Source organism: Micromonospora sp. GCM10011542 (genome assembly GCF_042650685.1).
Lineage (GTDB): Bacteria > Actinomycetota > Actinomycetes > Mycobacteriales > Micromonosporaceae > Micromonospora.
Genome location: NZ_JBHSBO010000025.1, coordinates 54,880 through 81,158, shown reverse-complemented (window position 1 = coordinate 81,158; position 26,279 = coordinate 54,880). Strand labels below are relative to the sequence as shown.

Annotated in this window: 26 protein-coding genes and 1 pseudogene; 12 read left to right on the top strand and 15 right to left on the bottom strand. The window is 71.1% G+C overall.

Going from position 1 to position 26,279, the window contains the following annotated elements; all coding sequences use genetic code 11:
* Positions 1-152 precede the first annotated feature (152 nt).
* Positions 153-950 carry a helix-turn-helix transcriptional regulator gene (locus tag ACFOW4_RS08015; RefSeq protein ID WP_377525900.1) on the bottom strand — a complete coding sequence of 266 codons (798 nt, stop codon included), beginning with the start codon at positions 948-950 and terminating at the stop codon, positions 153-155.
* A 72-nt stretch (positions 951-1,022) separates the two neighbouring features.
* Here ACFOW4_RS08015 and ACFOW4_RS08010 point away from each other — a divergent pair, with 72 nt between their 5' ends.
* Positions 1,023-1,745 carry an SDR family oxidoreductase gene (locus tag ACFOW4_RS08010; RefSeq protein ID WP_377525898.1) on the top strand — a complete coding sequence of 241 codons (723 nt, stop codon included), beginning with the start codon at positions 1,023-1,025 and terminating at the stop codon, positions 1,743-1,745.
* 604 nt (positions 1,746-2,349) lie between these two features.
* Here the strand turns inward: ACFOW4_RS08010 and ACFOW4_RS08005 are convergent.
* The 5 genes from ACFOW4_RS08005 to ACFOW4_RS07985 all read right to left on the bottom strand — a co-directional run bounded on the left by ACFOW4_RS08005 (position 2,350) and on the right by ACFOW4_RS07985 (position 7,032).
* Positions 2,350-3,090, bottom strand: coding sequence for an SAM-dependent methyltransferase (locus ACFOW4_RS08005; RefSeq protein WP_377525896.1), 741 nt, complete (start codon positions 3,088-3,090; stop codon positions 2,350-2,352).
* A gap of 119 nt (positions 3,091-3,209) precedes the next feature.
* Positions 3,210-3,650, bottom strand: coding sequence for a hypothetical protein (locus ACFOW4_RS08000; protein ID WP_377525894.1), 441 nt, complete (start codon positions 3,648-3,650; stop codon positions 3,210-3,212).
* A gap of 117 nt (positions 3,651-3,767) precedes the next feature.
* Entirely contained in the window at positions 3,768-4,874 is a 1,107-nt protein-coding gene (locus ACFOW4_RS07995) for an alcohol dehydrogenase catalytic domain-containing protein (protein ID WP_377525892.1), read from the bottom strand.
* A complete protein-coding gene (locus tag ACFOW4_RS07990; RefSeq protein ID WP_377525890.1) occupies positions 4,871-6,328 on the bottom strand; it encodes an aldehyde dehydrogenase family protein in 1,458 nt (485 codons plus the stop codon). The genes ACFOW4_RS07995 and ACFOW4_RS07990 overlap by 4 nt, the downstream gene beginning before the upstream one ends.
* Positions 6,329-6,375: 47 nt before the next feature.
* A complete protein-coding gene (locus ACFOW4_RS07985; RefSeq protein ID WP_377525889.1) occupies positions 6,376-7,032 on the bottom strand; it encodes a TetR/AcrR family transcriptional regulator in 657 nt (218 codons plus the stop codon).
* A gap of 78 nt (positions 7,033-7,110) precedes the next feature.
* Between ACFOW4_RS07985 and ACFOW4_RS07980 the strand changes: the two genes are divergently transcribed.
* Entirely contained in the window at positions 7,111-8,283 is a 1,173-nt protein-coding gene (locus ACFOW4_RS07980; RefSeq protein WP_377525887.1) for an acyl-CoA dehydrogenase family protein, read from the top strand.
* 344 nt (positions 8,284-8,627) lie between these two features.
* Positions 8,628-10,034: an FAD-dependent oxidoreductase gene (locus ACFOW4_RS07975; protein WP_377525885.1), complete on the top strand. Its 1,407-nt coding sequence runs from the start codon at positions 8,628-8,630 to the stop codon at positions 10,032-10,034.
* A gap of 57 nt (positions 10,035-10,091) precedes the next feature.
* Here the strand turns inward: ACFOW4_RS07975 and ACFOW4_RS07970 are convergent, their stop codons facing one another.
* From ACFOW4_RS07970 to ACFOW4_RS07955, 4 genes and pseudogenes are all read right to left on the bottom strand, one after another.
* Positions 10,092-11,129: an aminotransferase class V-fold PLP-dependent enzyme gene (locus ACFOW4_RS07970; RefSeq protein ID WP_377525883.1), complete on the bottom strand. Its 1,038-nt coding sequence runs from the start codon at positions 11,127-11,129 to the stop codon at positions 10,092-10,094.
* Between the two features lie 92 nt (positions 11,130-11,221).
* On the bottom strand, positions 11,222-11,677 hold the full coding sequence (locus tag ACFOW4_RS07965) for a pyridoxamine 5'-phosphate oxidase family protein (protein WP_377525882.1): 456 nt from the start codon (positions 11,675-11,677) through the stop codon (positions 11,222-11,224).
* 44 nt (positions 11,678-11,721) lie between these two features.
* Positions 11,722-11,985 (bottom strand): annotated as a pseudogene (locus ACFOW4_RS07960) (helix-turn-helix domain-containing protein); the annotation flags it as partial.
* Positions 11,986-12,153: 168 nt separating this feature from the next.
* Positions 12,154-13,596: an FAD-dependent oxidoreductase gene (locus ACFOW4_RS07955; protein WP_377525880.1), complete on the bottom strand. Its 1,443-nt coding sequence runs from the start codon at positions 13,594-13,596 to the stop codon at positions 12,154-12,156.
* Between the two features lie 271 nt (positions 13,597-13,867).
* Here ACFOW4_RS07955 and ACFOW4_RS07950 point away from each other — a divergent pair, with 271 nt between their 5' ends.
* On the top strand, positions 13,868-14,428 hold the full coding sequence (locus tag ACFOW4_RS07950; protein WP_377525878.1) for a GNAT family N-acetyltransferase: 561 nt from the start codon (positions 13,868-13,870) through the stop codon (positions 14,426-14,428).
* A 243-nt stretch (positions 14,429-14,671) separates the two neighbouring features.
* On the opposite strand, the gene ACFOW4_RS07945 is transcribed toward ACFOW4_RS07950, so the two are convergent.
* Positions 14,672-15,367, bottom strand: a complete 696-nt coding sequence (locus ACFOW4_RS07945) for a suppressor of fused domain protein (protein WP_377525877.1) — start codon at positions 15,365-15,367, stop codon at positions 14,672-14,674.
* Between the two features lie 199 nt (positions 15,368-15,566).
* Between ACFOW4_RS07945 and ACFOW4_RS07940 the strand changes: the two genes are divergently transcribed.
* Together ACFOW4_RS07940 and ACFOW4_RS07935 are read left to right on the top strand one after the other, a co-directional pair.
* Positions 15,567-16,022: an NUDIX domain-containing protein gene (locus tag ACFOW4_RS07940; protein WP_377525875.1), complete on the top strand. Its 456-nt coding sequence runs from the start codon at positions 15,567-15,569 to the stop codon at positions 16,020-16,022.
* A gap of 231 nt (positions 16,023-16,253) precedes the next feature.
* Positions 16,254-16,820 (top strand): GNAT family N-acetyltransferase, encoded by a 567-nt coding sequence (locus ACFOW4_RS07935; RefSeq protein ID WP_377525874.1) that lies wholly within the window; start codon positions 16,254-16,256, stop codon positions 16,818-16,820.
* 180 nt (positions 16,821-17,000) lie between these two features.
* Here the strand turns inward: ACFOW4_RS07935 and ACFOW4_RS07930 are convergent, their stop codons facing one another.
* Positions 17,001-17,498: a DinB family protein gene (locus ACFOW4_RS07930; RefSeq protein WP_377525872.1), complete on the bottom strand. Its 498-nt coding sequence runs from the start codon at positions 17,496-17,498 to the stop codon at positions 17,001-17,003.
* A 168-nt stretch (positions 17,499-17,666) separates the two neighbouring features.
* On the opposite strand from ACFOW4_RS07930, the gene ACFOW4_RS07925 reads away from it, so the two are divergent.
* Genes ACFOW4_RS07925 through ACFOW4_RS07915 form a run of 3 tightly spaced genes read left to right on the top strand, consistent with a single transcriptional unit; the run spans position 17,667 to position 18,959 of the window.
* A complete protein-coding gene (locus ACFOW4_RS07925; protein ID WP_377525870.1) occupies positions 17,667-18,119 on the top strand; it encodes an SRPBCC family protein in 453 nt (150 codons plus the stop codon).
* A complete protein-coding gene (locus ACFOW4_RS07920; protein ID WP_377525869.1) occupies positions 18,116-18,469 on the top strand; it encodes an ArsR/SmtB family transcription factor in 354 nt (117 codons plus the stop codon). The genes ACFOW4_RS07925 and ACFOW4_RS07920 overlap by 4 nt, the downstream gene beginning before the upstream one ends.
* Positions 18,470-18,515: 46 nt before the next feature.
* Positions 18,516-18,959: an SRPBCC domain-containing protein gene (locus tag ACFOW4_RS07915; RefSeq protein WP_377525867.1), complete on the top strand. Its 444-nt coding sequence runs from the start codon at positions 18,516-18,518 to the stop codon at positions 18,957-18,959.
* 132 nt (positions 18,960-19,091) lie between these two features.
* Here ACFOW4_RS07915 and ACFOW4_RS07910 read toward each other — a convergent pair whose 3' ends face one another.
* Complete coding sequence (locus ACFOW4_RS07910) at positions 19,092-20,480, bottom strand: cation:dicarboxylate symporter family transporter (RefSeq protein ID WP_377525866.1); 1,389 nt, start codon at positions 20,478-20,480, stop codon at positions 19,092-19,094.
* Between the two features lie 115 nt (positions 20,481-20,595).
* On the opposite strand from ACFOW4_RS07910, the gene ACFOW4_RS07905 reads away from it, so the two are divergent.
* On the top strand, positions 20,596-22,179 hold the full coding sequence (locus tag ACFOW4_RS07905; RefSeq protein ID WP_377525864.1) for an ATP-binding protein: 1,584 nt from the start codon (positions 20,596-20,598) through the stop codon (positions 22,177-22,179).
* Positions 22,176-22,871, top strand: coding sequence for a response regulator (locus ACFOW4_RS07900; protein WP_377525863.1), 696 nt, complete (start codon positions 22,176-22,178; stop codon positions 22,869-22,871). Before ACFOW4_RS07905 ends, ACFOW4_RS07900 begins: the two co-directional genes overlap by 4 nt.
* Before the next feature lie 19 nt (positions 22,872-22,890).
* Here ACFOW4_RS07900 and ACFOW4_RS07895 read toward each other — a convergent pair whose 3' ends face one another.
* Positions 22,891-23,712 (bottom strand): transglutaminase-like domain-containing protein, encoded by an 822-nt coding sequence (locus tag ACFOW4_RS07895; protein WP_377525861.1) that lies wholly within the window; start codon positions 23,710-23,712, stop codon positions 22,891-22,893.
* A gap of 101 nt (positions 23,713-23,813) precedes the next feature.
* Positions 23,814-24,128: a helix-turn-helix domain-containing protein gene (locus tag ACFOW4_RS07890; protein ID WP_377525860.1), complete on the bottom strand. Its 315-nt coding sequence runs from the start codon at positions 24,126-24,128 to the stop codon at positions 23,814-23,816.
* Positions 24,129-24,612: 484 nt separating this feature from the next.
* Between ACFOW4_RS07890 and abc-f the strand changes: the two genes are divergently transcribed.
* The gene (abc-f, locus tag ACFOW4_RS07885; RefSeq protein ID WP_377525858.1) at positions 24,613-26,250 is read left to right on the top strand and encodes a ribosomal protection-like ABC-F family protein; all 1,638 of its coding nucleotides are present in this window, start codon (positions 24,613-24,615) and stop codon (positions 26,248-26,250) included.
* The last annotated feature ends 29 nt before the right edge of the window (positions 26,251-26,279 follow it).

Below are 26,279 nucleotides of genomic sequence, written 5' to 3'. Positions count from 1 at the left end.
CCGCTGCAACGTCCAACTCTGCCGATGTGCGGACGCTGTGGCTTACAGATTCACGCGGCTCGTGGCCGGCGGTCCGGCGACTCCAAGGCCCTTCGCTGTACCGCCGCTGACAGAGCGGGTGGCTTTGTCGACTCGGTGTATGAAGGGTTTCGTCAGCCGACAGCGCCCAGGTGGCGTAAGGCGCGGGCGGTGGGGGTGCCGTGGTCGGCGGTGATGAAGACGACTTGCTGGTCGTCGGGGATGGTGAGCACGTCGCAGTTGAGGCGCAGCGGGCCGAGCTGTGGATGGGTGATGGTCTTGATCCGGTGGCTAGGGGCTCGTACCGGGTTGGTGTTCCAGATCTCGGTGAACTCGGTGCTGGCGGCGCGCAGTCCGGTCAGGAGGCGGGCGAGGCGCTCGTCGCGGGGGTAACGGTCGGCGGCGGCGCGCAGCCGCGCCACCGCGATGTGACCGAATTCTTCGGCGCTGGAGCTTTCGTAGCTGTCGAGGCCCAGGAACCGTCGGCGGGCCAGGTTGGGCTCCTGCCTGAGGTTACCCAGCAGGGCGTCGGCGAGCGGATTGAAGGCGATCACGTCGTAGCTGGCGTCGGTGACGACGGCCGCCGCCTCGGGGATGCGGCGCAGCAGGTTGACCATATGCGGGCGGACCTGGCGTACCGGCCCGACGGGTGGTGCCGGAGTCGCCCCGGCCAGCCGGAACAGATGGATCCGCTCGGCTGGGGAGACCCGCAGCGCGTCGGCGAGGGAGTCCAGAATCCGCGGCGACGGATGGGGGCCCCGGGCCTGTTCGAGTCGGGCGTAGTAGTCGACGGACATGTGGGCCAGCTGGGCGACTTCCTCACGGCGCAGGCCGGGGGTACGACGGCGCGGACCGGCGGGCAGGCCGACATCGGCGGGGCGTAGGTCTTCCCGCCGCTGCCGAAGGAACCACGCCAACTCCTGTCCCGCCATGATCCACCCCCCTCCAGAGCCAGGTATCGGTTATCCCTGGATCGGCTCGGTCGCCGCCGGCATCGTTGCAGCATGAACACCATGAACGATTCCACGGCACTGGTCACCGGCGCCAACCAAGGCATCGGCAAGGAAATCGCGCGGCAGCTCGCGGCCGCCGGGCTGATCGTCTACCTCGGCTCTCGCGACCCGGAGCGGGGACAGCGGGCTGTCGACGAGATCGGTGGCAACGCTCGACTACTCACCCTCGACGTCACCGACGGCCAGAGCGTCGCCGACGCCGCCCGTCAAGTCGAAAACCTGGACATCCTGGTCAACAACGCCGGCATTTCGGTCGACCTGAACCCGGTGACCGAGACCGACGTTGACGCCTTCCGCCGCACCTACGAAACGAACGTGTTCGGGGTCGTGGCGGTCACCAACGCTTTCCTGCCCGCGTTGCGCCGCTCCGCCCGGCCCCGGATCGTGAACCTCTCCAGCGGCACCGGATCACTGGGCTGGAGTACCGGCCCGCAGCCGCAGTTCCCCGCGACGGGCTCACTCGCCGCATACCGATCGTCCAAGACCGCACTGAACGCGCTGACAGTCTTCTACGCCCAGGCGCTCGCCGGCGACGGCTTCAAGGTGAACGCCCTCGCGCCCGGGCTACGCAAAACCAATCTCAACGTGACCGCCGCCGCCAGCGGCGGAGACCCGGCCGAAGCCGCAGCTGGCGCGGTCCAACTGGCACTGCTGCCCGACGACGGCCCCACCGGCGAATTCCTCTCCTGGGACGGAACCCGCGTGCCGTGGTGATCACCACTCGCGCAACCTGCTCAACCTCGGCGTCATCGCATCCGAGTCAGCGCTGCGCCTGCCTCGCTAATCGAGACACACGCTTCTGCCGCTGACCGCGCTCCTGCCGATGAGCGCACCCGATCCTGCCGGTGCTGATCCGGCCAGCTAACCCGTGGGCGTGCAGCCGGGCAGGATCCCGCTGAGCGGGCCGACCCACTGCTCGTCGGTGGACGCGGGCCGAGGTCGAGGTGGCAGCGGACGGTGGATGCCGACTCTGGTCACCCCAAGAGCTCGAAGGGGCATTGAGGTCGGTGGCGGAGTGGGTCGCCGGCGGGCGTCGCTGGCATCGCCGGGTGTGGGCAGACGCTGGGCTCGCAGCACGGCGTCGTGGGTGTGCTGGGTGTCCGCAGGCGCGCGAGCGGCTCTTGGTCGGATTTGTTGACCAGGGGTCCAGTCGTCGTCGAGGAGATATCGCTGGGCTGGTGATAGTCGAAGGGATCGAACCCCTGCTCGGGCGTGGGGTTAGGTCAGCCAGATGGTGGCTGGCGAAGAGTCCCTTGCTGCGGAGCGGCCGAGAGCTACGGCAGATCGGCGACCACAACCATCCGATTGTGGTCGATGCTCAGCGGGCGACCATCCTCGCCGTACCCAGAACGTCGACGAATCCGGCCGCAACGCACCAGTCCCGCAGTTCAGGGAAGGCGAACAACCGTTTGACGAACGCGAGCGTGCGGGCGTTGCCGTCGCGGACCACTGTGCGTTCCACTTCGATGCGCCCGGTCACCGGATCAAGGTGGTGACGGTCGACGAGCATGTCGCTGTTGTCGCGGGTCGCGGTGATCCGGGATGCGGTGTACGACATGAGAAACTTCGCCAGATTGTCAAGGTCCATGGCTAAACGCCCACCGGGCCGTAGGACTCCGGCGATCTCCGCCAATACGGCTCGGTTGGTGAGATCGTCGAAGTATCCGAACGCGGTTGTCCAGTTGACCACCCGATCGAACCTGCTTGACCATGTCAGGTCTCGCATGTCGCCGCAGACGTACTCGACGTCGGCGGCCATGGCCGCCGCGTCGGCTCGAGCGCGCTCCAGGAACACCGCCGACGAGTCCAGGCCGGTGACTCGGCAACCTCGAGCGGCCAAGGCGTTCGCCAGCACGCCGTGACCACAGGCCAGATCGAGCACCGACATGCCGGGTTCCAGGTCCAGCAACCGCCAGACGAGATCGGCGGCGGCCGACCGACCGGGATACGCCGTACCCACGACGGGCCCGTGCGTCGGTGCGTCGGCCCCGGACGCGGCGAAGAAGTGCAGATAGTCCTCGTCGTACATCGCTGTCGCATCGAAAAGATCCGCCGCCACGGCGCAACCGTACGGACCGGCTCTCGTACGGGGCAAGGGGATTGACCGGCAGGCCGTCTCCTGTCTGGCCGACCGCCTCGACCCGGACTTCGAGGCGGCTCACCGACCAGGACCACCGGTCAGCGTCGGCCGCTGGCCAGGGCGACGAGGAACTGGCCGCCGCCTGCGTCGACGCTTGCGGTCACCGGCAGCCCGGGTACCAGCCGGGAGAACCGGTCAACCAGCCAGTCCGCCGCCTCCTGGGCGTCCTTCCTGCTCGGACAGCGGGCGACCAGCTCGCGGCCACCCTTGCGCTCGAGTCGCTCGGCAACGGTGATCAGCGGCGCGGGCTCCACCACGTGCAGACGGTCCGGCCAGGCGATGACCACCTTGACCGCGCCCTTGCGGGTGTTGCAGGCGCGGTGCGCGAGTCGCTCGGTGACCTTGGCCTTCCGGTCGGCGGTACGGCTGTCGACGCTGGGGCCACGCGGGTCGTTCACCGACATGTCGGCGTCGACCGGCTCGTCGCACACCCAGCATTGCCAGCCGTCACGCCTCGCGACGTCATCCAGGAGACTCATCCGAGCAAACTAGCCTGTCAGCCTCCCGGCCGACGACAGCCCCGGCCGCCCTTCGAGCTTTCAGACGAGGTCACCGCGAGCCGCCCGCCGGGAGGATGCAGCGCCGGGTTTTCCCGCTCAGTCCGGGGCGACCACCCAGCGGGCGCCCTCGCCGCGGGCCAGTCGGTCGAACGCGGCCGGCGCCTCGTCGAGGGTGACCACCCCGCTGACCAGCGGCGCCAGGTCCAGCGTGCCGTCGAGGGCGGCCTCGGCCAGCTCGGGCACCTCCCGGTCGGGGTCGGAGGAGCCGTACACCGAGGAGCGCAGCGTACGGGCGGAGTGGAAGATGTCCAGTGCGCCGATGCTGACCATGTCGTCCTTGGCGCCCATGCCGACCACGGTCACCGCTCCCCCGCGCCGGGTCAGCCGCCAGGCCGCCCGGATGGTGGCGGCGCGGCCGACGCACTCGAAGGCGTGGTCGGCGCCCCGGCCCTCGGTGCGCGCCCGTACCTCCTTGGAGAGCCGGTCGTCGGAGAGCAGGAAGTCGGTGGCGCCGGCGGCGAGCGCCAGGTCCCGCTTCGCCTCGGCGACGTCGACGGCGAGGATCGTCGTGGCGCCGGCCCGGCGGGCGGCGGTGAGCACGGCGAGCCCGACCCCGCCGAGGCCGATCACCGCGACGGACTCGCCGGGAGCGACGCGGGCGGTGTTGCGGACCGCGCCAGTGCCGGTGAGCACCGCGCAGCCCAGCAGGGCGGCCTGCTCCGGGGGTAGCCCGGCGGGGACCGGTATGACGGCGCTCTCGGGCACCACCACCGCCTCGGCGAGCGCGCCGAGGCCGAGGGTGAGGTGCAGCGGGGTGCCATCGTCGGTCTTGCCGCGCGCCACGGTCGGCGCGGTGGTGGCGGCGCACAGCCACGGCTCGCCGTGCCGGCACCACCAGCAGGCCCGGCAGGCCGGCGCCCAGTTGAGCACCACCGGGGTGCCGACCGGCAACCGGCAACCCGCGCCGGTCTCGGCCACCACCCCGGTCGCCTCGTGCCCGAGCACCAGCGGGAACCGCGCGGCGAGGGTGCCGTTCACCATGGACAGGTCGGAATGGCAGACACCGGCGGCCCGGATCGTCACCCGCAGCTCGCCGGGGCCGGGCGCGGGCAGGCGTACCCGCTCGACCCGCAGGTCGGCGCCGGACGCGCGCGCGACCAGCGCGCGGACGGTGACCGGCGCGGCGGGGGCTGGCTCGCTCATCGCTGGATCGCCTTGAGCTCGCAGAACTCGGCGATTCCGTGTACGCCCAGCTCCCGGCCGAGGCCGGACTGCTTGTAGCCGCCGAACGGGGCGAGCGGGTTGAACGGCGCGCCGTTGATGTCCACCGCGCCGGTGCGCAGCCGTCGGGCCACCGCGAGGGCCGCGTCGGTGTCGGCGGACCAGACCGCGCCGGCCAGGCCGTAGCGGGAATTGTTGGCGATGGCGACCGCCTCGTCGGTGTCGGCGAACGGGATGACGGCGAGCACCGGGCCGAAGACCTCCTCCTGCGCGAGGGCGCTGTCGGGTCGCACGTCGGCGAAGACGGTCGGGGCGACGAAATGGCCGCGCGCTGGCACCGGGGTGTCCGGGCCGCCGACGACCAGCCGGGCGCCGTCGGCGAGGGCCCGCTCGACGTGGCCGCGGACCCGCTCGGCCTGGGCGGCGGACACCAGCGGGCCGAGCCGGGTGGCCGGGTCGAGGGGGTCGCCGAGGCGGTAGCCGGCCACCGCCGTGGCGACCAGGTCGAGCGCCTCGTCGTACCGGTCACGGTGCACCAGCATCCGGGTCCAGGCGGTGCAGGTCTGGCCGGAGTTGAGCAGGGCGTTGCCGACGCCGACCTTGACCGCGGCACCCAGGTCGGCGTCGGCGAGGATCAGGTTGGCGGACTTGCCGCCGAGCTCCAGCGCGACCCGGGCGATCCGGTCGGCGGCGAGGTGCGCGATCCGTCGGCCCGTGGCCGTGGAGCCGGTGAAGGAGACCAGGTCGACGTCGGGGTGCGCGGCGAGTGACGCGCCGGCCACCGCGCCCGTGCCGGGCACCAGGTTGAGCACCCCCGGCGGCAGGCCGGCCTCGGTGACCGCGTCGAAGAGCAGGTACGCGGTCAGCGGGGTCAGCTCGCTGGGCTTGAGCACCACCGTGCAGCCGGCCGCCAGCGCGGGGGCGAGCTTCGCCACCACCTGGTGCAGCGGATAGTTCCACGGGGTGATCGCGCCGACCACGCCGACGGGCTCGCGGACGACGAGGGAGTTGCCGATGATCTCCTCGGCCGGCGGCTGGGCGGCCAGCGCCACGTGGTCGCGCAGCACGGTCAGCGGCAGCCCGGTCTGCACCCGGGTCGCGAGCTTCAGCGGGGCGCCCAGCTCCAGGGCGATGGTGCGGGCCACCTCGTCGGCGCGGGCGGCGAGCGCGGTGTGCAGCCGGTCGAGGTGTGCGGCGCGCTCGGCGGGGGCGGTGGCCGCCCAGCCGGGGAAGGCGGCGCGGGCGGCGGCGACGGCCCGGTAGACGTCTGCCGGGGTGCCGGCCGGCACCTGCCCGATGATCTCCCCGGTGGTCGGGCTCTCCACCGGGATCACGTCGCCGTCGGAGGGCTCGGTCCACCCGCCGGCGAGGTGCAGGTGGCGCCGGACGCGCAGCGCGGCGGGCAGCAGCTCGGTCGGCGGGGCGGCGGCGTCCATGTCGTCCCTTCGGGGGTGAGCGGAAACTAGCGCTGGGAGTTTCGACGCTACCCGGTGGGTGCGACCGGGGCGAGTGGGCCGACGCTGCGTTCGTACTCGGCGGCCAGGCCGTGCAGGAGGGCGTCCAGGCCGAGGGCGAAGGCGCCCTCGTCCACGCTCTGCTGGTGCTCGGCGAGCCGGTGGGCCTGGCGCAGGTGCGGATAGTGGGCGGCGTAGAGCTCGGGGTCCTCGACGAAACCGCGGGCGAACGAGCCGAGCGCCGACCCGGCGACGAAGTAGCGCAGCGCCGCCCCGATGTGGGTGGCCCGCGCCGGCGGCCAGCCGGCCCGGACCAGCCCGCCGTAGACGGCGTCGGCCATGGCGAGGGCGGCCGGCCGGCGGCGCGGGCCCTGGGCCAGCCACGGCACGATGTTCGGATGCGCGGTGAGCGCCCGGCGGTAGGACCAGGCCCAGGCGTGCAGCGCGGCCCACCAGTCCCGCCCGGCGAAGGCGCTGGTGTCCACGGTGGCGGTGACGGCGTCGGCCACCGCGTCGAGGATCTCGTCCTTGGTGGCGAAGTGGTTGTAGAGCGAAGGCCCCTGCACCCCCAGTTCGGTGGCGAGGCGGCGGGTGGAGAGCGCCGAAAGCCCCTCGGCGTCGATCACCGCCGTGGCGGCGTCGACGATGCGCTGCCGGCTCAGCCGGGGCTCGCGGGGTCGGGGCACGGTGCTCCTCGCGGGTCTGGACGCGGCGAAACTTGCGCCGCTAGTTTAAGGGGCAGCGCCGACGCCAGGAGGACCACCGTGGACTTTTCGCTGACCGACGAGGAGCGGGCGGTCCGCGACACCGTCCGCTCCTTCATCACCCGCGAGGTGCTGCCGCTGGAGCAGGAGGTGCTGCGCCGCGAGCGGGCCCACCAGCCGGGCCTGGACCACTCCGAGCTGCGCGAGCTGCAACTCAAGGCGCGCAAGTTCGGCTTCTGGGGCCTGGCCACCCCGGAGGAGTACGGCGGCATGAACCTGCCGGCCGTGCTCCAGTCGCTGATCTGGACCGAGCTGGGCCGCAGCTTCGTGCCGTTCCGCTTCGGCGGGGAGGCGGACAACATCCTCTTCCACGCCACCGAGGAGCAGAAGCGGGAGTTCCTGATCCCGACCATCGAGGGCGAGCGGCGATCCTGCTTCGCGATCACCGAGCCGGGCGCCGGCTCGGACGCGGCGAACATCCGGCTGTCCGCGCGCCGCGACGGCGACGACTGGATCCTCGACGGCGAGAAGACCTTCATCACCGGCGGCAACGACGCCGACTTCGCCATCGTGGTGGCGGTGACCGACCGGGAGAAGGGCGCCCGCAACGGCGGGGCGACCGCGTTCCTGGTGGACCGGGCGATGGGCTGGCGCTCGGAGTTCATCCAGACCATGGGCGAGGGCGGGCCCGCGTCGCTGATCTTCGACGGCGTACGGGTGCCGCACCGCAACATCCTCGGCGAGATCGGGCAGGGCTTCGCGCTGGGCATGGAGTGGATCGGCAAGGGCCGCTACACCATCCCGTCGCACGCCATCGGCATCGCCGAGCGGGCGTTGCAGATGGCCATCGACCACGCCAACACCCGCGAGACCTTCGGCACGAAGATCGGCGCCAACCAGGCCATCCAGTGGATGATCGCCGACTCGGAGACCGAGCTGGAGGCGGCCCGCTGGCTGGTCCTGAAGTCGGCGTGGACGGTCGACCAGGGCATGGACCCGCGGCACGCCTCCTCGATGGGCAAGCTCTACGGCGCGGGCATGGTCAACCGGGTCGTGGACCGGGTGCTCCAGATCCACGGTGGCATGGGCTACACCCGGGAGTTGCCGATCGAGCGCTGGTACCGGCAGGTGCGGCTCTACCGGATCTTCGAGGGCACCGACGAGATGCAGCGACTGATCATCGCGCGGGACCTGCTGCGCGGGTACACGAAGATCGGCGGCCATCTCGCCTGAGCCGACGCGCCCCGCACGGCCCTCGGGTTGCGGCGCGCCGGTCCAATGGTCGCTGGCTCCTGCCCGATCGGCCAGGTCGAATCGTCGTCCTTTCGGCGAGCCCACGGCCGAAGAACAGTGACCGGTAAACGACTGAGACATCGGTCACCATGCCGCTCGGTGACCTCTGGGCAAGCCCTTGAGCAGTGGTTTTACGGCAGGGAAGTCAACCGCCCGACAGATCGGAACGGACGGCACGGCTGACCGGAAATTCACTGTCAGCTAGCCGTCCGCCAATTCGCTTTCGCCGAAGCAACGCCATGCCGCTCACTGTTGACATCCATTCGAACGAAACGGAGTCAACCGTGTCCACCACCAGTCAGACCGGGCAGGCGATCGTCCTCGGCGGCAGCATCGGCGGCCTGCTCGCCGCGCGGGTGCTCAGCGAGTCGTACGCCAAGGTGACCGTCTTCGATCGCGACGACCTGCCGGCGGAGGCCGCCGACCGCAAGGGTGTGCCGCAGAGCGGGCACTCGCACGGTCTGCTCGCGCGGGGCCGCCAGGTCCTGGAGGAGCTCTTCCCCGGCCTGACCGACGACCTGACCGCCCAGGGCGCCGTCGCCATCGACATCCAGCGGGACTGCCTCTGGGTCAACGACGGCCACCGGATCCCGCGGGTCACCTCCGGGCTGGAGGGGCTCTGCGTCAGCCGGCGCGCCCTGGAGGCGTACGTCCGGGACCTGGTCCGGGCACTGCCCAACGTGGAGCTGCGCGACCGGTGCGAGGCGCTGGGTCTGCTCGCCGACACCGACGGCGAGACGGTCACCGGCGCGCGGATCCTGCCCCGGGGCGGCCCGGAGGAGCGCCACGACGCCGACCTGGTCGTGGACGCGACCGGCCGCGGCAACCGCGGCCCCACCTGGCTCGCCGAACTGGGCTACCAGCCGCCCGTCGAGGACCGGGTGGACCCCCGCACGGTGTACGTCTCGCGCGACTACCGCCGTACCGCCGGCGAGACCAACTGGTCCGCGTTCATCAGCAGCCCGTCGCCGGCCGGGCCGTACGGCGGGGTGGCCATCGCGGCGGAGGGCGACCGGTGGATGGTCACCCTGCTCGGCGTCGGCCCGGACCAGGCCCCGCCGACGGACCCGGAGGGTTACCTCGCGTTCGCCGGCCGGCTGCCCGCCCCGGAGCTGCACGCGCTGCTGAGCCGGGCGGAGCCGCTCGGCCCGCCCCGGCGGATGCGGCTGCCCACCAGCGTGCGCCGCCGCTACGAGCACCTCGCCCGCCTGCCGGAGGGCTTCATCGCCGTCGCCGACGCGATGTGCAGCTTCAACCCGGCCTACGGGCAGGGCATGACGGTGGCCGCGGTGGAGGCCATGGTGCTGCGCGACTGCCTGCGGGAGGGCCGGCGGGAGCTGCCCCGCCGCTTCTTCGCGGGTGCGGCGAAGGTGGTGGACGTGCCGTGGGACATGGCCGTCGGCGCCGACCTGCGCCACCCCACGATCGTCGGGCCGCGCAGCCGCCGGACCCGCTTCCTCAACGGGTACGTCACCCGGCTGCACGCCGCCGCGGCGCGGCACCCCGCCGTCGGGCGCCGCTTCCTGAGCGTCGCGAACCTGATGACGCCGCCGCCCGGGCTCTTCGCGCCGGGGATCGTCGCCCGGGTGCTCTGGTCCGGCCGGCACGGCACGCCTCAGATGGGCCGCCCCGAGCCGATCGCGCGGGTCGAGGAGCCGGCGGCTCGGGTCGAGGAGTTGGCTGCCCGGTGAGCCGGGCGCCCGGGTGGGCGACGGGTGTCCGTCGCCCACCCGGCCAACCGCGCGGGCTCAGCCGGTGAGCGCCGTCAGGGCGGCGTCCACGTCGGCGTCGGTGGAGTAGACGTGGAAGGAGGCCCGGACCCGGCCGGCGCGCACCGCCGCCCGGATACCGGCCCGCTCCAGCCGCTGCTCGGCGTCGGGCACGTCGACGGCGACGATAGCGCTCGCCCCCGGCGGCCGGCCCAGCCCGACCAGGAACCGGTTGGCCAGGGCCACGTCGTGCGCCCGGATCGCCGGCACGCCGATCTCGGCGACCAGCTCCAGGGCGGGTGCCGCGCCGACCCAGCTGAACCAGGCCGGCGAGATGTCGAACCGGCGGGCATCGTCGGCCAGCCGCAGCGGCGGGCCGTAGTAGGAGGCGTGCGGGTCGGCGCCCGCGTACCAGCCGGCCGCGTCCGGGCGCAGCCGCTCGCGCAGCTCCGGCGCCAGGTAGGCGTACGCGCAGCCGCGCGGGCCCATCAGCCACTTGTACCCGGCCACCACCACCACGTCGGCCCGGCTCCCGTCGAGCGGCAGCCAACCGCACGCCTGGGTCGCGTCCACCGCCACCAGCGCACCGTGCGCCCGGGCCGCGGCCACGATCTCGTCGTACGCGGCGACCGCGCCGTCGGCGGACTGCACCAGGCTGAACGCGACAAGGTCGGTGTCGGCGTCGATCGCGTCGACCAGCCCGGCCAGCGGCACCGTGCGGACCCGGACCCCGCGCTGCTCCTGAACCAGCCAGGGAAACAGGTTCGAGGTGAACTCGACCTCGGGGACCACCACGGTCGCGCCCGCCGGGAGAGCCGCCGCCACCGGTGCGAGGAGCTGGGACACGGTCGCGCCGACCGCCACGTCCCCGGCCGGTACGCCGACCAGACCGGCGAACGCGGCCCTCGCGCGCTCCACGGACCGCCCCCAGCCCTCCCACGAACTGCTCCCGGTCCGCCAGTCGGCCAGCGCCTCCTGCAATACCGTCCAGGCCGGCTCGGGCGGCAAGCCGTAGGAGGCGGTGTTCAACCAGCCGGGCTCCGGCTTCCACAACTGCTGTGCCTGCTCGATGTCCACGCCACCGACGCTAGGCGGGGCGGCGCCCGACGGGCACGGCCAATCGGCGACCGGCGGCCTGCGGCGCGCACCGCTGGGTGCCCGTGCGGCGGTCAGCCGAGCCAGCGGCCGTCGCGCATGAGGACGCGTCCCCGCAACTCGTTCGCCTCCCGCCAGGCCTGGATGCGTCGCGGCCGGATCAGGAAGTACTGGTAGGGCTCGTCGAGCTCGCTCGGGTCGAAACCGGTCCTGGTCGCGAGGGCGGCGACCGCCGCCGGACCGAGGTCGGCGATGTCCACCGCCTCGGCCGTGCCGTCGACGACGACCACGTCTCGCGTCGGCCCCAGGCTCAGTCGCACCCGGCCGTCCCTGAGCAGGTTGCGGCCGGTGACCGAGGTACGCGGCGTCGAGATGAGGAACGCGGTGCCGTCCCAGAGGTACGAGAGCGGAATGAGGTGGACCCCGTCCGGCGAGCCCGACGTGGCGACCCAGAGATCGATGTCGCTCGCCAGCCTCGCGCGGGTGTCCCGCAGCCTCTCCTCGAGCCCCCGCGGCGGCGCGATCGTCATGCTTCCTCCAGTCATGTCGTGCGAAGCCCGGCCTCGGCAGGGCCCACCCTGAGATCACCGCGACGCAGCAACGCCATCGCCCGCTCGGTACGCCGCGCCAGTAGGTACGCGTACGGAGACATGCCGTAGGCCAACCGGAACCGAGCGCTCAGGTGCCCGGCCGACATGTTGGCGCCCCGGGCGAGCGCCTCGACGTCCAGCGGCCGTGCGTACTCCCGGTCGATCCGGTCGCGCACACGGCGCAGCCGCGCGAATTCGTTGAGGCGCTGCGCCGCGGCCAGCGCGCGCCCCCATGAGGGGTGACACATGGAAATGTCCTCTCGTCGACCGTACGGCTCAGCGGAACTGCGGATGCGGGCCAGGTTGCCCGCGGGGTCACGGGAGGCATGACCGGGCTGATCGCCGATGTCCGTGACGATCAGGCTAGGCGCGGCTCGCTGATCCGGCTTCTCGATTCCTGACCGGTCCGAACGATGTCAGGGCTGCCCGAGGACGCTCGCCGGTCCGGTGGCGGGGCGGCGCCGGAACAGGCCGAGCCGCAGCGCCCGGAGCAGGATGCCGGGCTGGCTCAGCGCCGCCGGGTGGTCGAGCATGGTGGTGACCCGGCCCAGTCGGGCGCTGAGCACCGGATCGGTCAGCGAGGTCCGGAAGAGCAGGTCACCGAACCACTTGGTGACCCGGTAACCGGGCGGGTAGGGCCCGTCGACGTGGGGAAGCTCGATGTCGGCGGAGGTGGAGATCTGCCAGGCGGCATCGACGACCACCCGGGCCCGTTCGAAGTAGGCCCGCGCCGGCTCCGCGTGCGGCTTCGGGTGCGAGCGCAGGTACGCCGACAGGCAGGAGGCGTGCAGCATCGCGGAGGTCATGCCCTGGCCGTACACCGGGTTGAAGGACGCGATCGCGTCTCCGGCGGCGACCAGTCCGGCGGGCAGCCGGTCCAGCTTGTGGAAGTCCCGGCGCCGACTGTCGGCCTGGTGGTAGGTGACCACGCCGCCGAGCATCTCGCCGTGTTCGGCGATGTCCCCGAACTGCTGCGGGTAGTGCTCGCGGCAGCGGGCGGTGAAGTCGCCGACGTCGCGGCTGGGCCGGTCCCCGTCGTAGCCGGCGACCAGCATCATCCAGCGGTCCCCCTCGACCGAGTTGATGCCGCCGATCCGGGCGGTCCGGCCCTTGCCGGCCATCGTGTGGTAGACCACGACCCAGGCGTCGCTGACCTTTTCGTCCTGGCGGAAGAGCGCGGTCGCGTAGTTGAGTTTGATCGGCATCCGTTGCATCGGCGGGCGGGGCCACCCGTTGTCGGCCAGCCAGTCGCTCAGCCGGCTGGAGCGTCCCATCGCGTCGACCACCAGGTCAGCCGGTTCGACCACGGGCTCACCACCGCCCTCGGGCACGTACCGCGCGCCGGTGACCCGCCGGTCGGCGAAGACCAGGCCGTCCGCCCGGCCGTACGCCATCCGGATGTTGTCGACGGCGAGGGTCCGCCGCCGGACCAGCGCCTCCAGGAACGGTCGCGTGGTGATCAGCGTCGGGCCGGTGCCGGATGGTGCCGGCGGCAACCCGAGTACGCCGTTCACGAAGATCTTCGCGGCGCTCTCGTCCGCCGGCGGCGGCGGGGCGCCGAGCGCGTGCGCCTCGTCGACGATGCCGGGAAACCACCGTTCCAGCTGAACCTGGCCGGCGGGCAGCAGCGCGTGCACCTGACTGCCCTGGGGTACACCGGGCCGGGGCCCGTTGTCCACGTCGGACGGATCCCGCTCGATGATCAGCACCTCGTCGGCGTGGTCACTCAACACCCGAGCCGCCATCAGTCCCGCGATGCTGCCACCGAGCACCACCGCACGCCGCATGACCACTGCGGTGTCGGCGGGCCGCTCGGCCGTCGCTATCTGCGCGAAGAGCCGGGACGGGGAGGGTGGCATACGATCACTCCTCGGGTGGTCGGGGAACATCGACAACCACGACCGTATCCACGCGAGCCGCCGCCGTCAGTAGCCGTAGCAGGCACGCACTGAGCTCTTCGAGATGTGACCATAGGTGCGGACTCCCGGCGGGCGGGTCGGACAGCGGCATGAGCGTGCGCCCGGTGCTGCCGAGGACACGGGGCGGGGACCACCAGATAGTGCGTCATGTCGGGCCGGCGGACCGATATTCGGGCGTCTCGCCGGGGTGCGTCCACTAGCGTCCCGCCTCATGGAGAACACCACCGTACGCACTGAACGCCTCGAGCTTCGCCCAGTGCGGGACGAGGACGTCGACCGGATCCTGGAGTACCGCAATCTGCCTCAGGTCACGCGCTGGCTACTCCGCACGCAGGTCGACCCTGCATCCTTCCGCGCGGCATGGCGACGCGCGGCCGCAGACCCGGACGACCACAGCATGGCGGCCACGCTCGACGGCGTGGTGATCGGAACCGTCTCGCTCAGCGTCGTCGACGGCATGGGTCAACCCGGCATGCCACCACGGACCGAGGCCCAGCTCGGCTACATCTTCGATCCAGCCTACGGCGGAAATGGCTACGCGACCGAGGCGGTCACCGCGGTGGTGGCGCACGCATTCGACCGGCTGGGCATTCGGAGAATCACCGCCGGCTGCTTCGCGGACAACCTCGCCTCGGTGCGAATCCTCGAAAAGGTCGGCATGCGTCGTGAGCAGCACGGCGTCGGCGATTCCTGGCACGCCGAACTGGGCTGGGTGGACGGATACACCTACGCCCTCCTCGCCGAGACATGGCATCGAGAGGCGGCACCGTAGGAGCAGCCGAAGGTTCTGGCATGAAGCCCTGGCCAAGATGTGCTGAGTGGGACCCAGCTCGGTAGTACCTGTCGAGGAAAGCTGCGTAGTGTCCGGGGTCGTACGCCTCCTCCACCCACGTGATCACATCGAGGATCTCTCGGGCTTCCTCGTGCATACGGTGGTGAGATACTCCTTGGTCCTGGCAACGCCCGCCCCAGCATCAGTTCCGCGTCGATGGCGCCAGCGCGCACGGTCGAGCTGTCAGGCGTAAGAGGGACGAAGCGGATCCAACAGTTCGGTGACGCGATTACGATCGAGCACATCGATGAGTGCGTTGGTGCCGCGTTCGACTTTGACCGCGATCTCATCCGGGTGCAGAGGAATCAGCGCGAGCAACGCGATCCGGATGCCCTCGCCGACCTCGATCGTCCGGGCCTCGGGCGGCACACGCAGCATTGGCGTGACGACGACTCCGGCGAACGGAGTGCCGGTGGCGTACGGCTGTGCGGGATCGCCGTTCGGCACAGAATGCCACTCACCGATCCAGGTTCCGTACTCATGCGGCAGCCGAGCAACCTGCTTGAGGATCCGCAGTGGCCACCCGGATGCGTCGTCGAGCCCGGCTACCTCAGTCAGCGGCCAATCCGCCGGCAGGCTGAGCATCAGTTCGGCGTACGGGCTGATGTCATGGCCCTCCGGGACCGTCATCGGCAGCTCACTCATCCCAGAAGTGATGAGCGTCCGGTACGGGCGTTCCTCGGTCGGTGCCACGACATAGACATGCACACCGACCAGGTGCGAGGCGATCTCGTGGTAGACGAACTCGACAGTCCCGAAGTGTTCCTCGATGTGTCGGTCGATCGCGTCGGCGAAGGCCGGCTGCGGCCCTTGCGTCGGTACGAACCCGTCATGCAGCGGCTGATGACGGAGGACTCCTGACCCGCGCGACTCGTCCATGACGACGCAGCCTAGGTTACGGTCCGACGAGGGCGCGACCCGAGGAACGGCAAGTAGGGTGCTCACGCCTACGAAGGCCAGTTGCGGGCGGTGACGAACGATCCAACAGTCGGCGCGCACGCACGGCGGCAGAGCCGGATGTCTGCGCGTGCCCTCTGGCTGGAGCGAGCTTGTCCTACCCCTGTGCTCCAATCCCGTCATGCATGTTGTCGTCTGCGGTGCACTCGTGGAGAACGGCGCGGTCCTGCTGGTACACCGCAGCCCGACCCGCCGGGCATACCCGGATCTCTGGGATCTGCCCGGGGGGCACGTCGAAGCGGGTGAGTCGGAACTACAAGCCCTCGCGCGTGAGATGCACGAGGAGCTGGGGGTTCACATTGTGGCGGAGTCCTCGTCACGGTTGGGTGACCTGCATGGCGGCAGTGGCGAGGACGCCGTCCACGTGGGCGTCTGGCAAATCAGAGACTGGGTCGGCTCTCCCACCAACCGTGCACCTGAGGAGCATGACGACATCGCATGGGTCGAGATCAGCGAGCTGGGCGGCCTTCCCCTCGTGTTTGGCGCCCTGCCGGCATTGCTTCGTTCCCTGCCTGAGCCTGACCGGCTGCCTCGTCGCGACGAGGCACGGACAACCGCATCGCCGAGCGGCCCGTAGATCCATCGCTGCTCGGCACTTCCGTCCGGTTGAATCCCCCGCATCCGGTCATCGGCCAGTTCCGGATGCCGTAGCCACGCAGACCGCGGCACGGACGGTGACGAGCCGACCAGCGGCCGGCGCCCTGACAGCGGCACGAGAGTTGGCCGCAACTGGGGATAAGTGAAGCAAGCCCCGGACGGGTCCGGTATATGGCTTGAAATGTTCCGTTGCTCCGCCCACCATGGGCGCGTGTCCGGTCCCGAGATCGCAGCTGATGCCGTTGCAACTGACCGCTTGGTCCTGCGAGAGCCGAATCGAGAAGACCTACCGGAACTGTTCGAGCTGTACGCCGACCCACGAGTGTGGGGGCCCGACCCGTTGACTCGCCACGACTCAATTGGGCAGACCAACAGAATGGTCGATAACTGGCGTGCGGCTTGGCGCCGTGACGGCTTGGGTATGTGGACTGCTTACAGTGCGGACAGCACCTTCGTTGGCATAGGGGGGTGCTTCATCCGCTACGGCGTCGCGTGGAATCTCGGCTTCCGCCTTCGCCCCCAGTTCTGGGGACAGGGCTATGCACAAGAGATCAGCGCAGCAGCAACGACCGCAGCGCGGTCTCTGCGCGCCGACCTGCCGATGACCGCTCACGTACTCGAGGGCAACGAACGGTCTCGGCGCGCAGTCGAGCGTACCGGGCTCAGGCTGACCTGGCGCGGTGCCGACGCGGGGAATCCCGACGCTTCGGCGATTCGACTGCTGTACAGCGATCGGCAGCTGTCCGAGGAGACCGTGAATGCTCTGACCGAGCGCTGAACGGAAGCCCACAATGGCGAACTGACTTCGTCATTTGGTGCGTCAACGGCCGCCCAGATGTCACCGACTGTAACGTCGGCTTCGATCGGTTGCCTCTGCGGCGCGAGGCGGCACCGCGCTCGACGGCTCCACCATCGGACGGACGTTCAACGACCGCAGCAGGTGCGGACCTGCGGCGCGCTACTCGCTCAGAAGCTGCTCGCGCAGGATGTCCGCGTGCCCGCAGTGCTGCGCCAGCTCACGCAGCATGTGCAGGTACACCCAGCGCAGCGGGAGTGGGCCGCGCCGGTTGCCGTGCAGCAGGTCGTCCAGGCCGAGTGACGACGTCGCACGGCGCGCCGCCTCGCAGGCCTCGGCGTGCGCTCGCTGGACGGTGGCGATGGTGTCGCCGTCGTCGAGGATGAACGACTCGTCGGGCGTCGCGGGGATGCCGATCTCCGCGCGCGGCCGACAGGTGACGGCTTCGTCGAACCAGACCTTCTCCACGAAGGTCGCGTGCTTCACCAGCCCGAGCAGCGTGGTCCGGGAGGGCACCAACGAGCGGCGGGCCTGCTCCTCGGTCAACCCGTCCAGGCAGGCGTTCAAAGCGCGCCGATGCTCGTCGAGGAACGCCTCGAACTGGGCCTTGGCCGGCTGGCCGATGACGTCCTCGGCGAACGTCGCGGGGAGGAGGGACATGCGCGAAGCATCCCAGGACGGGTCAGCCGGGAGCAACCGCGCTCGTCAAGCACGTCGGGCACCGTTCGCCTGAGCGCCACGCCATCATTAAGCAACCAATGGTTGCGCAACGACGAACGGCCGGCTAGCGTGACTTGCAACCAATGGTTGCAAGTCAAGGGGTGGAGCATGGAGTACGGGAGCATCGAACGGGAGATCCACGTCGACGCCGCACCGGAGGTGGTCTTCGAGGTGGTCAGCAGCCCCGAGCACATCTCCGAATGGTGGACCGACGACGCCGACTTCGAGGCGACTCCCGGCGCGGTCGGCGAGCTGGTCTGGGGCGACCGGGCGCAGGTCGTCCCGATGGTCGTGGTCACCGCCGAGCCTCCCCGACTCTTCTCGTTCCGCTGGTGTCATCCAGAGGGCCGGGTCGACGACCCCGCCACATCGCTGCTGGTCACCTTCGAGCTCACCCCGTCGGGCACCGGCACCAGGATCCGGCTCACCGAGACCGGCTTCCGGGAGATGGGATGGGAGGCCGCGAAGCTGGAGGAGCTGTACCGCGACCACGTCGCCGGCTGGGACACCTTCGTCCCCCGGCTTGGGGCGTACCTCGCACGGCTGGTGTCGATCCGATGACCGCCGCCGTCGACGACGACCTGTGGTCCGCGGTCGGCGACCCGACCCGCCGACGGATGCTCGATCTGCTCCTGGCCGACGGCGACGGTACGGCCACCAGCCTCAGTGAACGGTTGCCCGTGACACGGCAGGCCATCGCGAAACACCTCGGCGTGCTCGACCGCGTCGGTCTGGTGCGCTCCACCGCCGCCGGGCGCGAGCGACGGTACCGCGTGGACGAGGCACAGCTCGCCCGGGCGGTCGGGCAACTGTCCTCGGTCGGAGCGGCGTGGGACGCCCGGCTCCGGCGCATCAAGCGGATCGCCGAGGCTGTCCAGCGAACGAAGGACCAGCGCGCCACTCAGCAGTGACGTCAGAAGGTCATCCGAGAACCGACACCGGAGAGAAGGATCGAAGATGGTGGACATCCTGCACAAAGTGGGAATCCCGTCGTCCACGGCCGAGGTCTACACGGCCCTGACCACTGTCGAGGGACTGGCCGGCTGGTGGACGACCGACACGCGCAGCGTCGGCGACGGCCTCGGCGGCGTGCTCCAGTTCCGGTTCGCAGCCGGCGGATTCGACATGAAGGTCCTCGAGCTCGACCGCGGCAGGCGCGTGCTGTGGGAGGTCGTCGACGGACCCGACGAGTGGATCGGCACGCAGGTGGACTGGCGCCTCGCTCAGGTCGACGACCACGCCGTCGTGCTCTTCAGCCACCGGGGCTGGAAGGAGCCGGTGGACTTCATGCACCACTGCAGCACCAAGTGGGCGGTCTACCTGCTGAGCCTGAAGTCGCTGATCGAGACCGGCAAGGGCGCGCCGCACCCCCACGACATCAAGATTGACAGCTGGGACTGAGGTTCCGCCCGGTCCCGGCCGGTCCCACACTGGCGTCGAAGCCACGGCGCCACCTCCACCGGCAGCATCGCCGATGGAGGTGGCGTCCGGGCTCGGCCCACGCGGAGCCGGGTGGTTCCGCGACCCCCGCCCTCAGGCCGGTACGCCGGCCGCAGCGGTCGACTCGTCGGCAGGCCGTCCCTTCGCGGACTCGTCCTCGTCGTGCTCGTCGAGCATGGTGGCCTCGTCGAACGGGTCGTCGCCGCGCAGCACCCGACCGGCCCGGTCCCGGTCGAACTCCCCCGTCCACGTTCCGACCAGCACGGTGGCGACCGCGTTGCCGGCGAAGTTGGTGAGCGCCCGCGCCTCGGACATGAAGCGGTCGATGCCCACGATCAGGCCGACCCCGTCCACCAGGTCCGGTCGGTGCGACTGGAGCCCACCGGCGAGCGTGGCCAGCCCGGCGCCGGTCACGCCCGCGGCGCCCTTCGACGCGATGATCATGAACAGCAGCAGCGAGACCTGCTCGCCGATCGACAGCGGCTTGCCGAGGGCGTCGGCGATGAACAGCGCCGCCATGGTCAGGTAGATGGCCGTGCCGTCGAGGTTGAACGAGTACCCGGTCGGCACCGTGATTCCGACGACCGGCTTGCTAACCCCGAAGTGCTCCATCTTCGCGATCAGGCGCGGCAGCGCCGACTCCGACGACGAGGTGGACAGGATCAGCAGGAACTCCCGGCCGAGATAGCGCAGCAGCGAGAAGATCGAGATCCGGGCCACGAACCACAGCAGGGCGCCCAGCACCACGAGCACGAAGATCAGACAGGTGGCGTAGAAGCCGAGCATGATCTGCGCGAGGCTCTTGAGCGCGTCCACGCCGGTCGCGCCGACCACGGCGGCGATGGCGCCGAACGCGCCGATCGGGGCCAGCCACATGATCATGGCGAGCACCTTGAAGACCACGCGCTGGACCAGGCCCACGGCGTTGAGCACCGGCTCGCCGCGCCGGCCGAGGGCCTGTACGGCGAAGCCCACCAGCAACGCGACCAGCAGCGTCTGCAGCACCTCCCCCTCGGTCAGCGCGGAGAAGAGAGTGGTCGGGATGACCCCGAGCAGGAAGTCGACCGTCCCGCCGGCCTCGTCCCCGGCGGCGGCCTTGCCCGCGCCGGCGAGGTCCTGGCCCAGGTTCAGGCCCGAGCCGGGGTGGATGAGGTTGCCGACCACGAGACCGATGGCGAGCGCGACGGTCGACATCACCAGGAAGTAGCCCAGCGCCAGGCCACCGACCTTGCCGACCTTCGCCGCCTGCCGGACCGAGCCGACGCCGAGCACGATGGTGCAGAAGATGACCGGGCTGATCATCATCTTGATCAGGTTGACGAAACCGGTGCCGAGTGGCTTGAGCTCCTTGCCGACCTCGGGGGCGACGAGGCCGACCACGACGCCGGCCAGGACGGCCGCGATGACCGCCAGGTAGAGGTAGCGGGTACGGTCCGGGCGGACCGGCCGGCTCGGTGTGGTGGTGGCTGTGGTGGTGTCCATGTCGACAATGTGAAGTGGGTCTCACCGCTTGGCAGCCTTGCGGTCATTCTGTTCATCCCGGCGGAGCATGGGCGACGCGTCGCCGGCGACGACGGCACGGACGAGGAGGGGAAACGTGGCCCGGCGGCAGTGGAGCATCGCGGGGCAGCTGTTCGCCCTCCAGGCGGTGGTGGTGACACTGCTGGTCCTGGCCGGCGCCACGGGTGCCATCTGGCTGGCGCGCAGCGACTCCCGGCACGCGGCGCAGGAGGAGGTGCTGGCGGTCGCGCAGACCGTCGCCCGCTCCCCCGACGTCCGCGCTGCGCTGCGCACCGCCGACCCCAGCGCCGCCCTCCAGCCGTACGCGGAGTCGACCCGCCTGGCGACCGGCACCGATTTCGTGGTGGTGATGGCGCCCGACCGGACCCGCTACTCACACCCGCACCCCGAGCGGATCGGCCAGCCGTTCGTCGGCGACATCGCGCCGGCCCTGGCCGGCCGGCCCTTCACCACCACCAACGTGGGCACGCTCGGCGAGTCGGTGCGCGCGGTGGTGCCGGTGTACGACGGGGAGCGCATCGTCGGCCTGGTCTCGGTCGGCATCACCACCGAGGCGATCGACCGTGAGCTGCTCGGCCAGTGGCCGGTGCTGCTCGGCGTCGCCGCGCCGGCGCTCGCGCTCGCCGCCACCGGCTCGTGGCTGCTCAGCCGCCGGCTACGCCGCCAGACGCACGGCCTGGGGCCGGCCCAGATGACCCGGATGTACGAGTACTACGACGCGGTGCTGCACTCGGTGCGGGAGGGCCTGCTGGTGCTGACCACCGACCGTCGGGTGGCCCTGGTCAACGACGAGGGCCGCCGGCTGCTCGGGCTCGACGCGGACACGGTGCTCACCGACCGGCCGGTGGCCGGGATCGACCTTCCGCCCGCGGTGGCCGAGCTGCTCACGTCGGCCCGCGACGCCCGCGACGAGCCCGTGCTGGCCGGCGATCGGGTGCTGGTCGCCAACCAGCGCACGACCCGCTTCGAGGGGGTCACCCTCGGCACCGTGCTCACCCTGCGCGACCAGACCGAGCTGCGCACGCTCGCCAGCGAGTTGGATTCGGTCCGCGCGCTGACCGAGGCGTTGCAGGCGCAGACCCACGAGTCGGCGAACCGGCTGCACACCGTGCTGACCCTGGTGGAGCTGGGCCGTACCGACGAGGCCGTGCGCCTCGCCACCCGCGACCTGGCGGCGGCGCAACAGCTCACCGACCGGGTGGTCGGCGCGGTGACCGAGCCGGCGCTGGCCGCCCTGCTGCTGGGCAAGTCGGCGCGGGCCGGCGAGCGCGGCGTGGACCTGGTGATCGACCCGCAGTGCCGGCTCGACGACAGCCCCTTGCCCAGCGGGGACCTGCTCACCGTCGTGGGCAACCTGGTGGACAACGCGCTGGAGGCGGTCGCCGGCAACGCACCGCCCCGCCGGGTCCGGGTCTTCGTCGGCACCGTGGACGACGAGCTGGTGATCCGGGTCGGCGACAACGGCCCCGGGCTGGACCCGGCCCGGGTGAGCGACGCGTTCCGGCGCGGCTGGTCCACCAAGAGCGCCGGACGTGGCCTCGGCCTGGCGCTGGTCGGGCAGGTGGTCCGTCGGCACGGGGGCGGCTACCAGGTGGAGCGTTCGGACGACGGCGGAAGCCTGTTCACCGTCCGGCTGCCGGTACGGGGCGCGGCCCGATGAGCGACATCCGGGTGCTGGTGGTCGAGGACGAGCCGCTGCTGGCCGAGGCGCACACGGCGTACACCGAACGGGTGCCGGGTTTCGTGGTGGCCGGGGTGGCGCACACCGGCCGGGAGGCGATGGCGGCGCTGCGCCAGCGCGGCGGCACGGACATCGACCTGGTGCTGCTCGACTTCCGGCTGCCCGACGTGCACGGCCTGGACGTCTGTCGGGCGTTGCGGGCGGCGGGCAGCAGCGTCGACGTGCTCGCGGTGACCTCGGCCCGGGACCTGGCGGTGGTCCGTACCGCCGTCTCGCTCGGGGTGACCCACTACCTGCTCAAACCGTTCACCTTCGCCGCCTTCCGCGACAAGCTGGAACGCTACGCCGACTACCGCCGGCAGGCGCTCGCCGACGGTGAGGTGGCCGCCCAGCACGAGGTGGACCGGATGTTCGCCACCCTGCGCGGCGCCGCCCCGCACACCCTGCCCAAAGGGCTGGACGTGCAGACCCTGCATCGGGTGCTCTCCGCCCTCGCCGACCGGTCCGAGGCCGACAGCGGGCTGTCCGCGACCGAGGTGAGCCAGCGCACCGGCATCTCCCGGGTGACGGCCCGCCGCTACCTGGAGTACCTGTTGACCATCGAGCGTGCGGTGCGCAGCCCCCGCTACGGCACACCCGGGCGCCCCGAGGTCGAGTACCGGCGGACGTGACCGGCGCTGGTTGCCAGGATCAGGCGATGAGTTCCGTCGGCACCTGCAGGTCCGCGGATGCATAGAGGTCAGCGACTGCCGTGGGGGCGTCGCTGGCGCAGGTGGCAGCGACCATGTCGATGAGTCCGTCGTAGTCGGCGCCGGTCTCACCCCGGTAGGACTCGCCCATCCGTCCCCACTCATCCCACGGAAGCATCTCGACCTTGTTCAGCGCGGCAAGGTCCCGGATCGCGTTGCCCCGGATCTCGGCCGGGCCCCAGTTCCCGGTCCCGTACACACCGAAGTGCGCAGCATCCAGGTGACCAGCTCGGAAAGCAGTCCACGCCTCACCGCCGGTGAGGAAGTCTCCGGCCGCGAGGTCTTCGGCCCGCACCAGCACCGAGCCGCCCAGGATTTCCGGGTCGACGCGCGCCCAGCGACCGTCGTTGTCGTGCCAGTACTCGGTGATCCAGTGGTCCACACCTCGCCCCGGCTGAAAGTAGGTGGCGAAGCCACAGCGCGCACGGGCGGCGACACCGCGGTAGCGCAACAGCGCGCAGCTCAGCACCGCGAAGTGACGGCAGGTGCCGATCACTCGGCGGTCGGGCTCGCGCGCGACGTCCAGCGGGGTCGGGTCCAGGGCGAGCACCGCGTCGATGAGCCTGCCGACCGGGCGAAGCTGGTTCTCGGCGAACCGTTCGGCAGGCAGGGACAGGCCCTTGGCATCACTGGGCTGGATGACCAGGCCTGCCGCGAGGCGGCAGATGTCGACAGGATCGCCGGGAAGACGCTCCAGTGCGGACGAGGGAACGCCGGCGAGGCTCGTCAGTTGGCCAGTGACGTAATTGATCGTCGTCGCCATGGCGGCCATCGTAAGCGCTGAATCCGACACCGCCGGCCCGCAGTTGACTGCCCGACGTTCCTGCGATCCGCCTCGGGCAGCCCGTCGTCACGCCGGGCGCATCAGGCTATCTGCCGGAGGTCGCCCCCGTAGTCGAAGATGATCCGCATACGGGCGCCGAGTGCTCGTGCGTACCGGCTCAGCGTGGCCACCTCGTTGGCCTCCAGATCGCCGTTCTCGATCTGGCTGACTCGGCCGGGCGTGACACCCATCAACTCAGCCACCTGCCGCTGGGTCAGGCCCAGCCGCTTCCGCTCCTCGGCAAGATGGAAAGCGCTGATCCACGCCTCGGTTCTGGCACGTTCCGCGTCGAGCGCTTCGTCGTCCCCGTCGTGCAGCTCGGCCCGGATGTCGTCCCAGTCATGGAAGTCGCTCATCAGCCCTCCCTCCGTTTCCTCTCGAAGGCAAGCCCAGCCCTCGTACGCGGAATTCCTGAGTGTGTCCACCATGTGACGCCCCAGACCCGGACCGATCTCCGCGAGCATGTCGATCGCTACGTTGACAGAGCGGTACGTCGCCGGGTCAGCCTGCCGTAGCGACCGCAGCCAGTCGGGGACATCAGTTGTCGTCCTGATCGCCCAACGACGTGGCGGTTCACGAGGAAAAGTTTAGCCTCACCTATACACCCTTAACGCGGTGGCGGGCGGAAGATCCGTTGTTAGACTCGTTGGCGTTGGGTGTCAGCGGGTGACGAGGGAGACCAGACATGGCGGGTGACGACGACATCTCCGGGTGATACCGGATGTCTCAGGCCACCGTTCGGCGCGCACCTGCGCAGCCGCCGTGGCCATGCCGTCGTTCCACCGGTCCCCGTTCGTCGGGGGGCTCCGGCGCGCCCACACCCCATTCGAGGTTTTTCGCATGTCCGATGCGTTCATCGTCTGTTCGAACCTGTCCTTCTCCTGGCCGGACGACACCCCGGTCTTCACGGAGCTGTCCTTCACCGTGCCCGGCGGCCGTACCGGCCTGGTCGCCCCTAACGGCGCCGGCAAGAGCACTCTGCTGCGGCTGATCGCCGGGGAGCTGCGGCCCACCGCCGGCAGCGTCACCGTCGACGGGGTGCTCGGCTACCTCCCGCAGACCCTGCCGCTGGCCGGTGACCTGACCGTCGCCGAGGTGCTGGGCGTCGCGCCGCAGCTCACGGCGCTGCACGCCATCGAGGCCGGCGACGCCAGCGAGGAGCACTTCACCACGATCGGCGACGAATGGGACATCGAGGAGCGCAGCCGGGCCGAGCTGGACCGCCTGGGCCTCGGCGAGCTGTCGCTGGATCGGCCCCTGCACACGCTCAGCGGCGGCCAGGTGATCTCCCTCGGCCTGGCGGCGCAGTTGCTGCGCCGCCCCGACGTGCTGCTGCTCGACGAGCCGACCAACAACCTGGATCTTGACGCGCGGCAGAAGCTCTACGACGTGTTGGAGCAGTGGACCGGCTGTCTGCTGCTGGTCAGCCACGACCGGGCGCTGCTGGACCGGATGGACCGCATCGCCGAGCTGGAGCGGGGCGAGATCCGCTGGTACGGGGGCAACTACGCCGCTTACGAGGAGGCGGTGCGGGCGGCGCGAGAGGTGGCCGAGAGCAACGTCCGCAACGCCGAGCAGGAGGTCAAGCGGGAGAAGCGAGAGCTGCAGCAGGCCCGTGAGCGGGCCGACCGCCGGGCCAGCAACGCCTCCCGCAACCTGAAGAACGCCGGCCTGGCCAGGATCGTCGCCGGCGGGCTGAAGCGCAGCGCCCAGGAGTCCGCCGGGCGGTCGGAGGAGACGCACTCCGCACGGTTCAGCCAGGCCAGGGCCCGGCTCGACGAGGCCGGCCGGGCGCTGCGCGAGGAGGACCGGATCGTCGTGGACCTGCCCGGGACCAACGTCCCGGCCGGTCGGACGGTCTTCTCCGGACAGGCGCTGCGGGTCCGCTTCGACGACCGGGAGCTGTTCGCGGGCGACGGGGCCGACCTGGTGATCCGGGGGCCGGAGCGGATCGCGCTGACCGGGCCGAACGGTGCCGGCAAGTCCACGCTGCTGCGGCTGGTCACCGGCGACCTGGAACCGGCCGGCGGCGAGATCAAGCGGGCCGACGGCCGGATCGCGTACCTGTCGCAGCGCCTGGACCTGCTCGACCTGGACCGCACGGTGGCGGAGAACTTCGCGTCGTACGCGCCCGGGCTGCCCGATGCGCAGCGGATGAACCTGCTCGCCCGCTTCCTGTTCCGGGGCGCCCGGGTGCAGTTGCCGGTGCGTGTGCTCTCCGGCGGCGAGCGGCTGCGCGCCACCCTGGCCTGCGTGCTCTGCGCCGAACCGGCGCCGCAACTGCTGCTGCTCGACGAGCCGACCAACAACCTGGACCTGGTCAGCGTCGCCCAGTTGGAGAGCGCGCTGGCGGCGTACCAGGGCGCGTTCGTGGTGGTCAGCCACGACGAACGGTTCCTCGCCGAGATCGGGGTGCGGCGCTGGCTGCGGCTGGCCGACGGCCGGCTGCGGGAGATCGCGGCACCGGACCGGGACTGAGCCCACGGCCGTCCGTGGCCCGGCCGGGA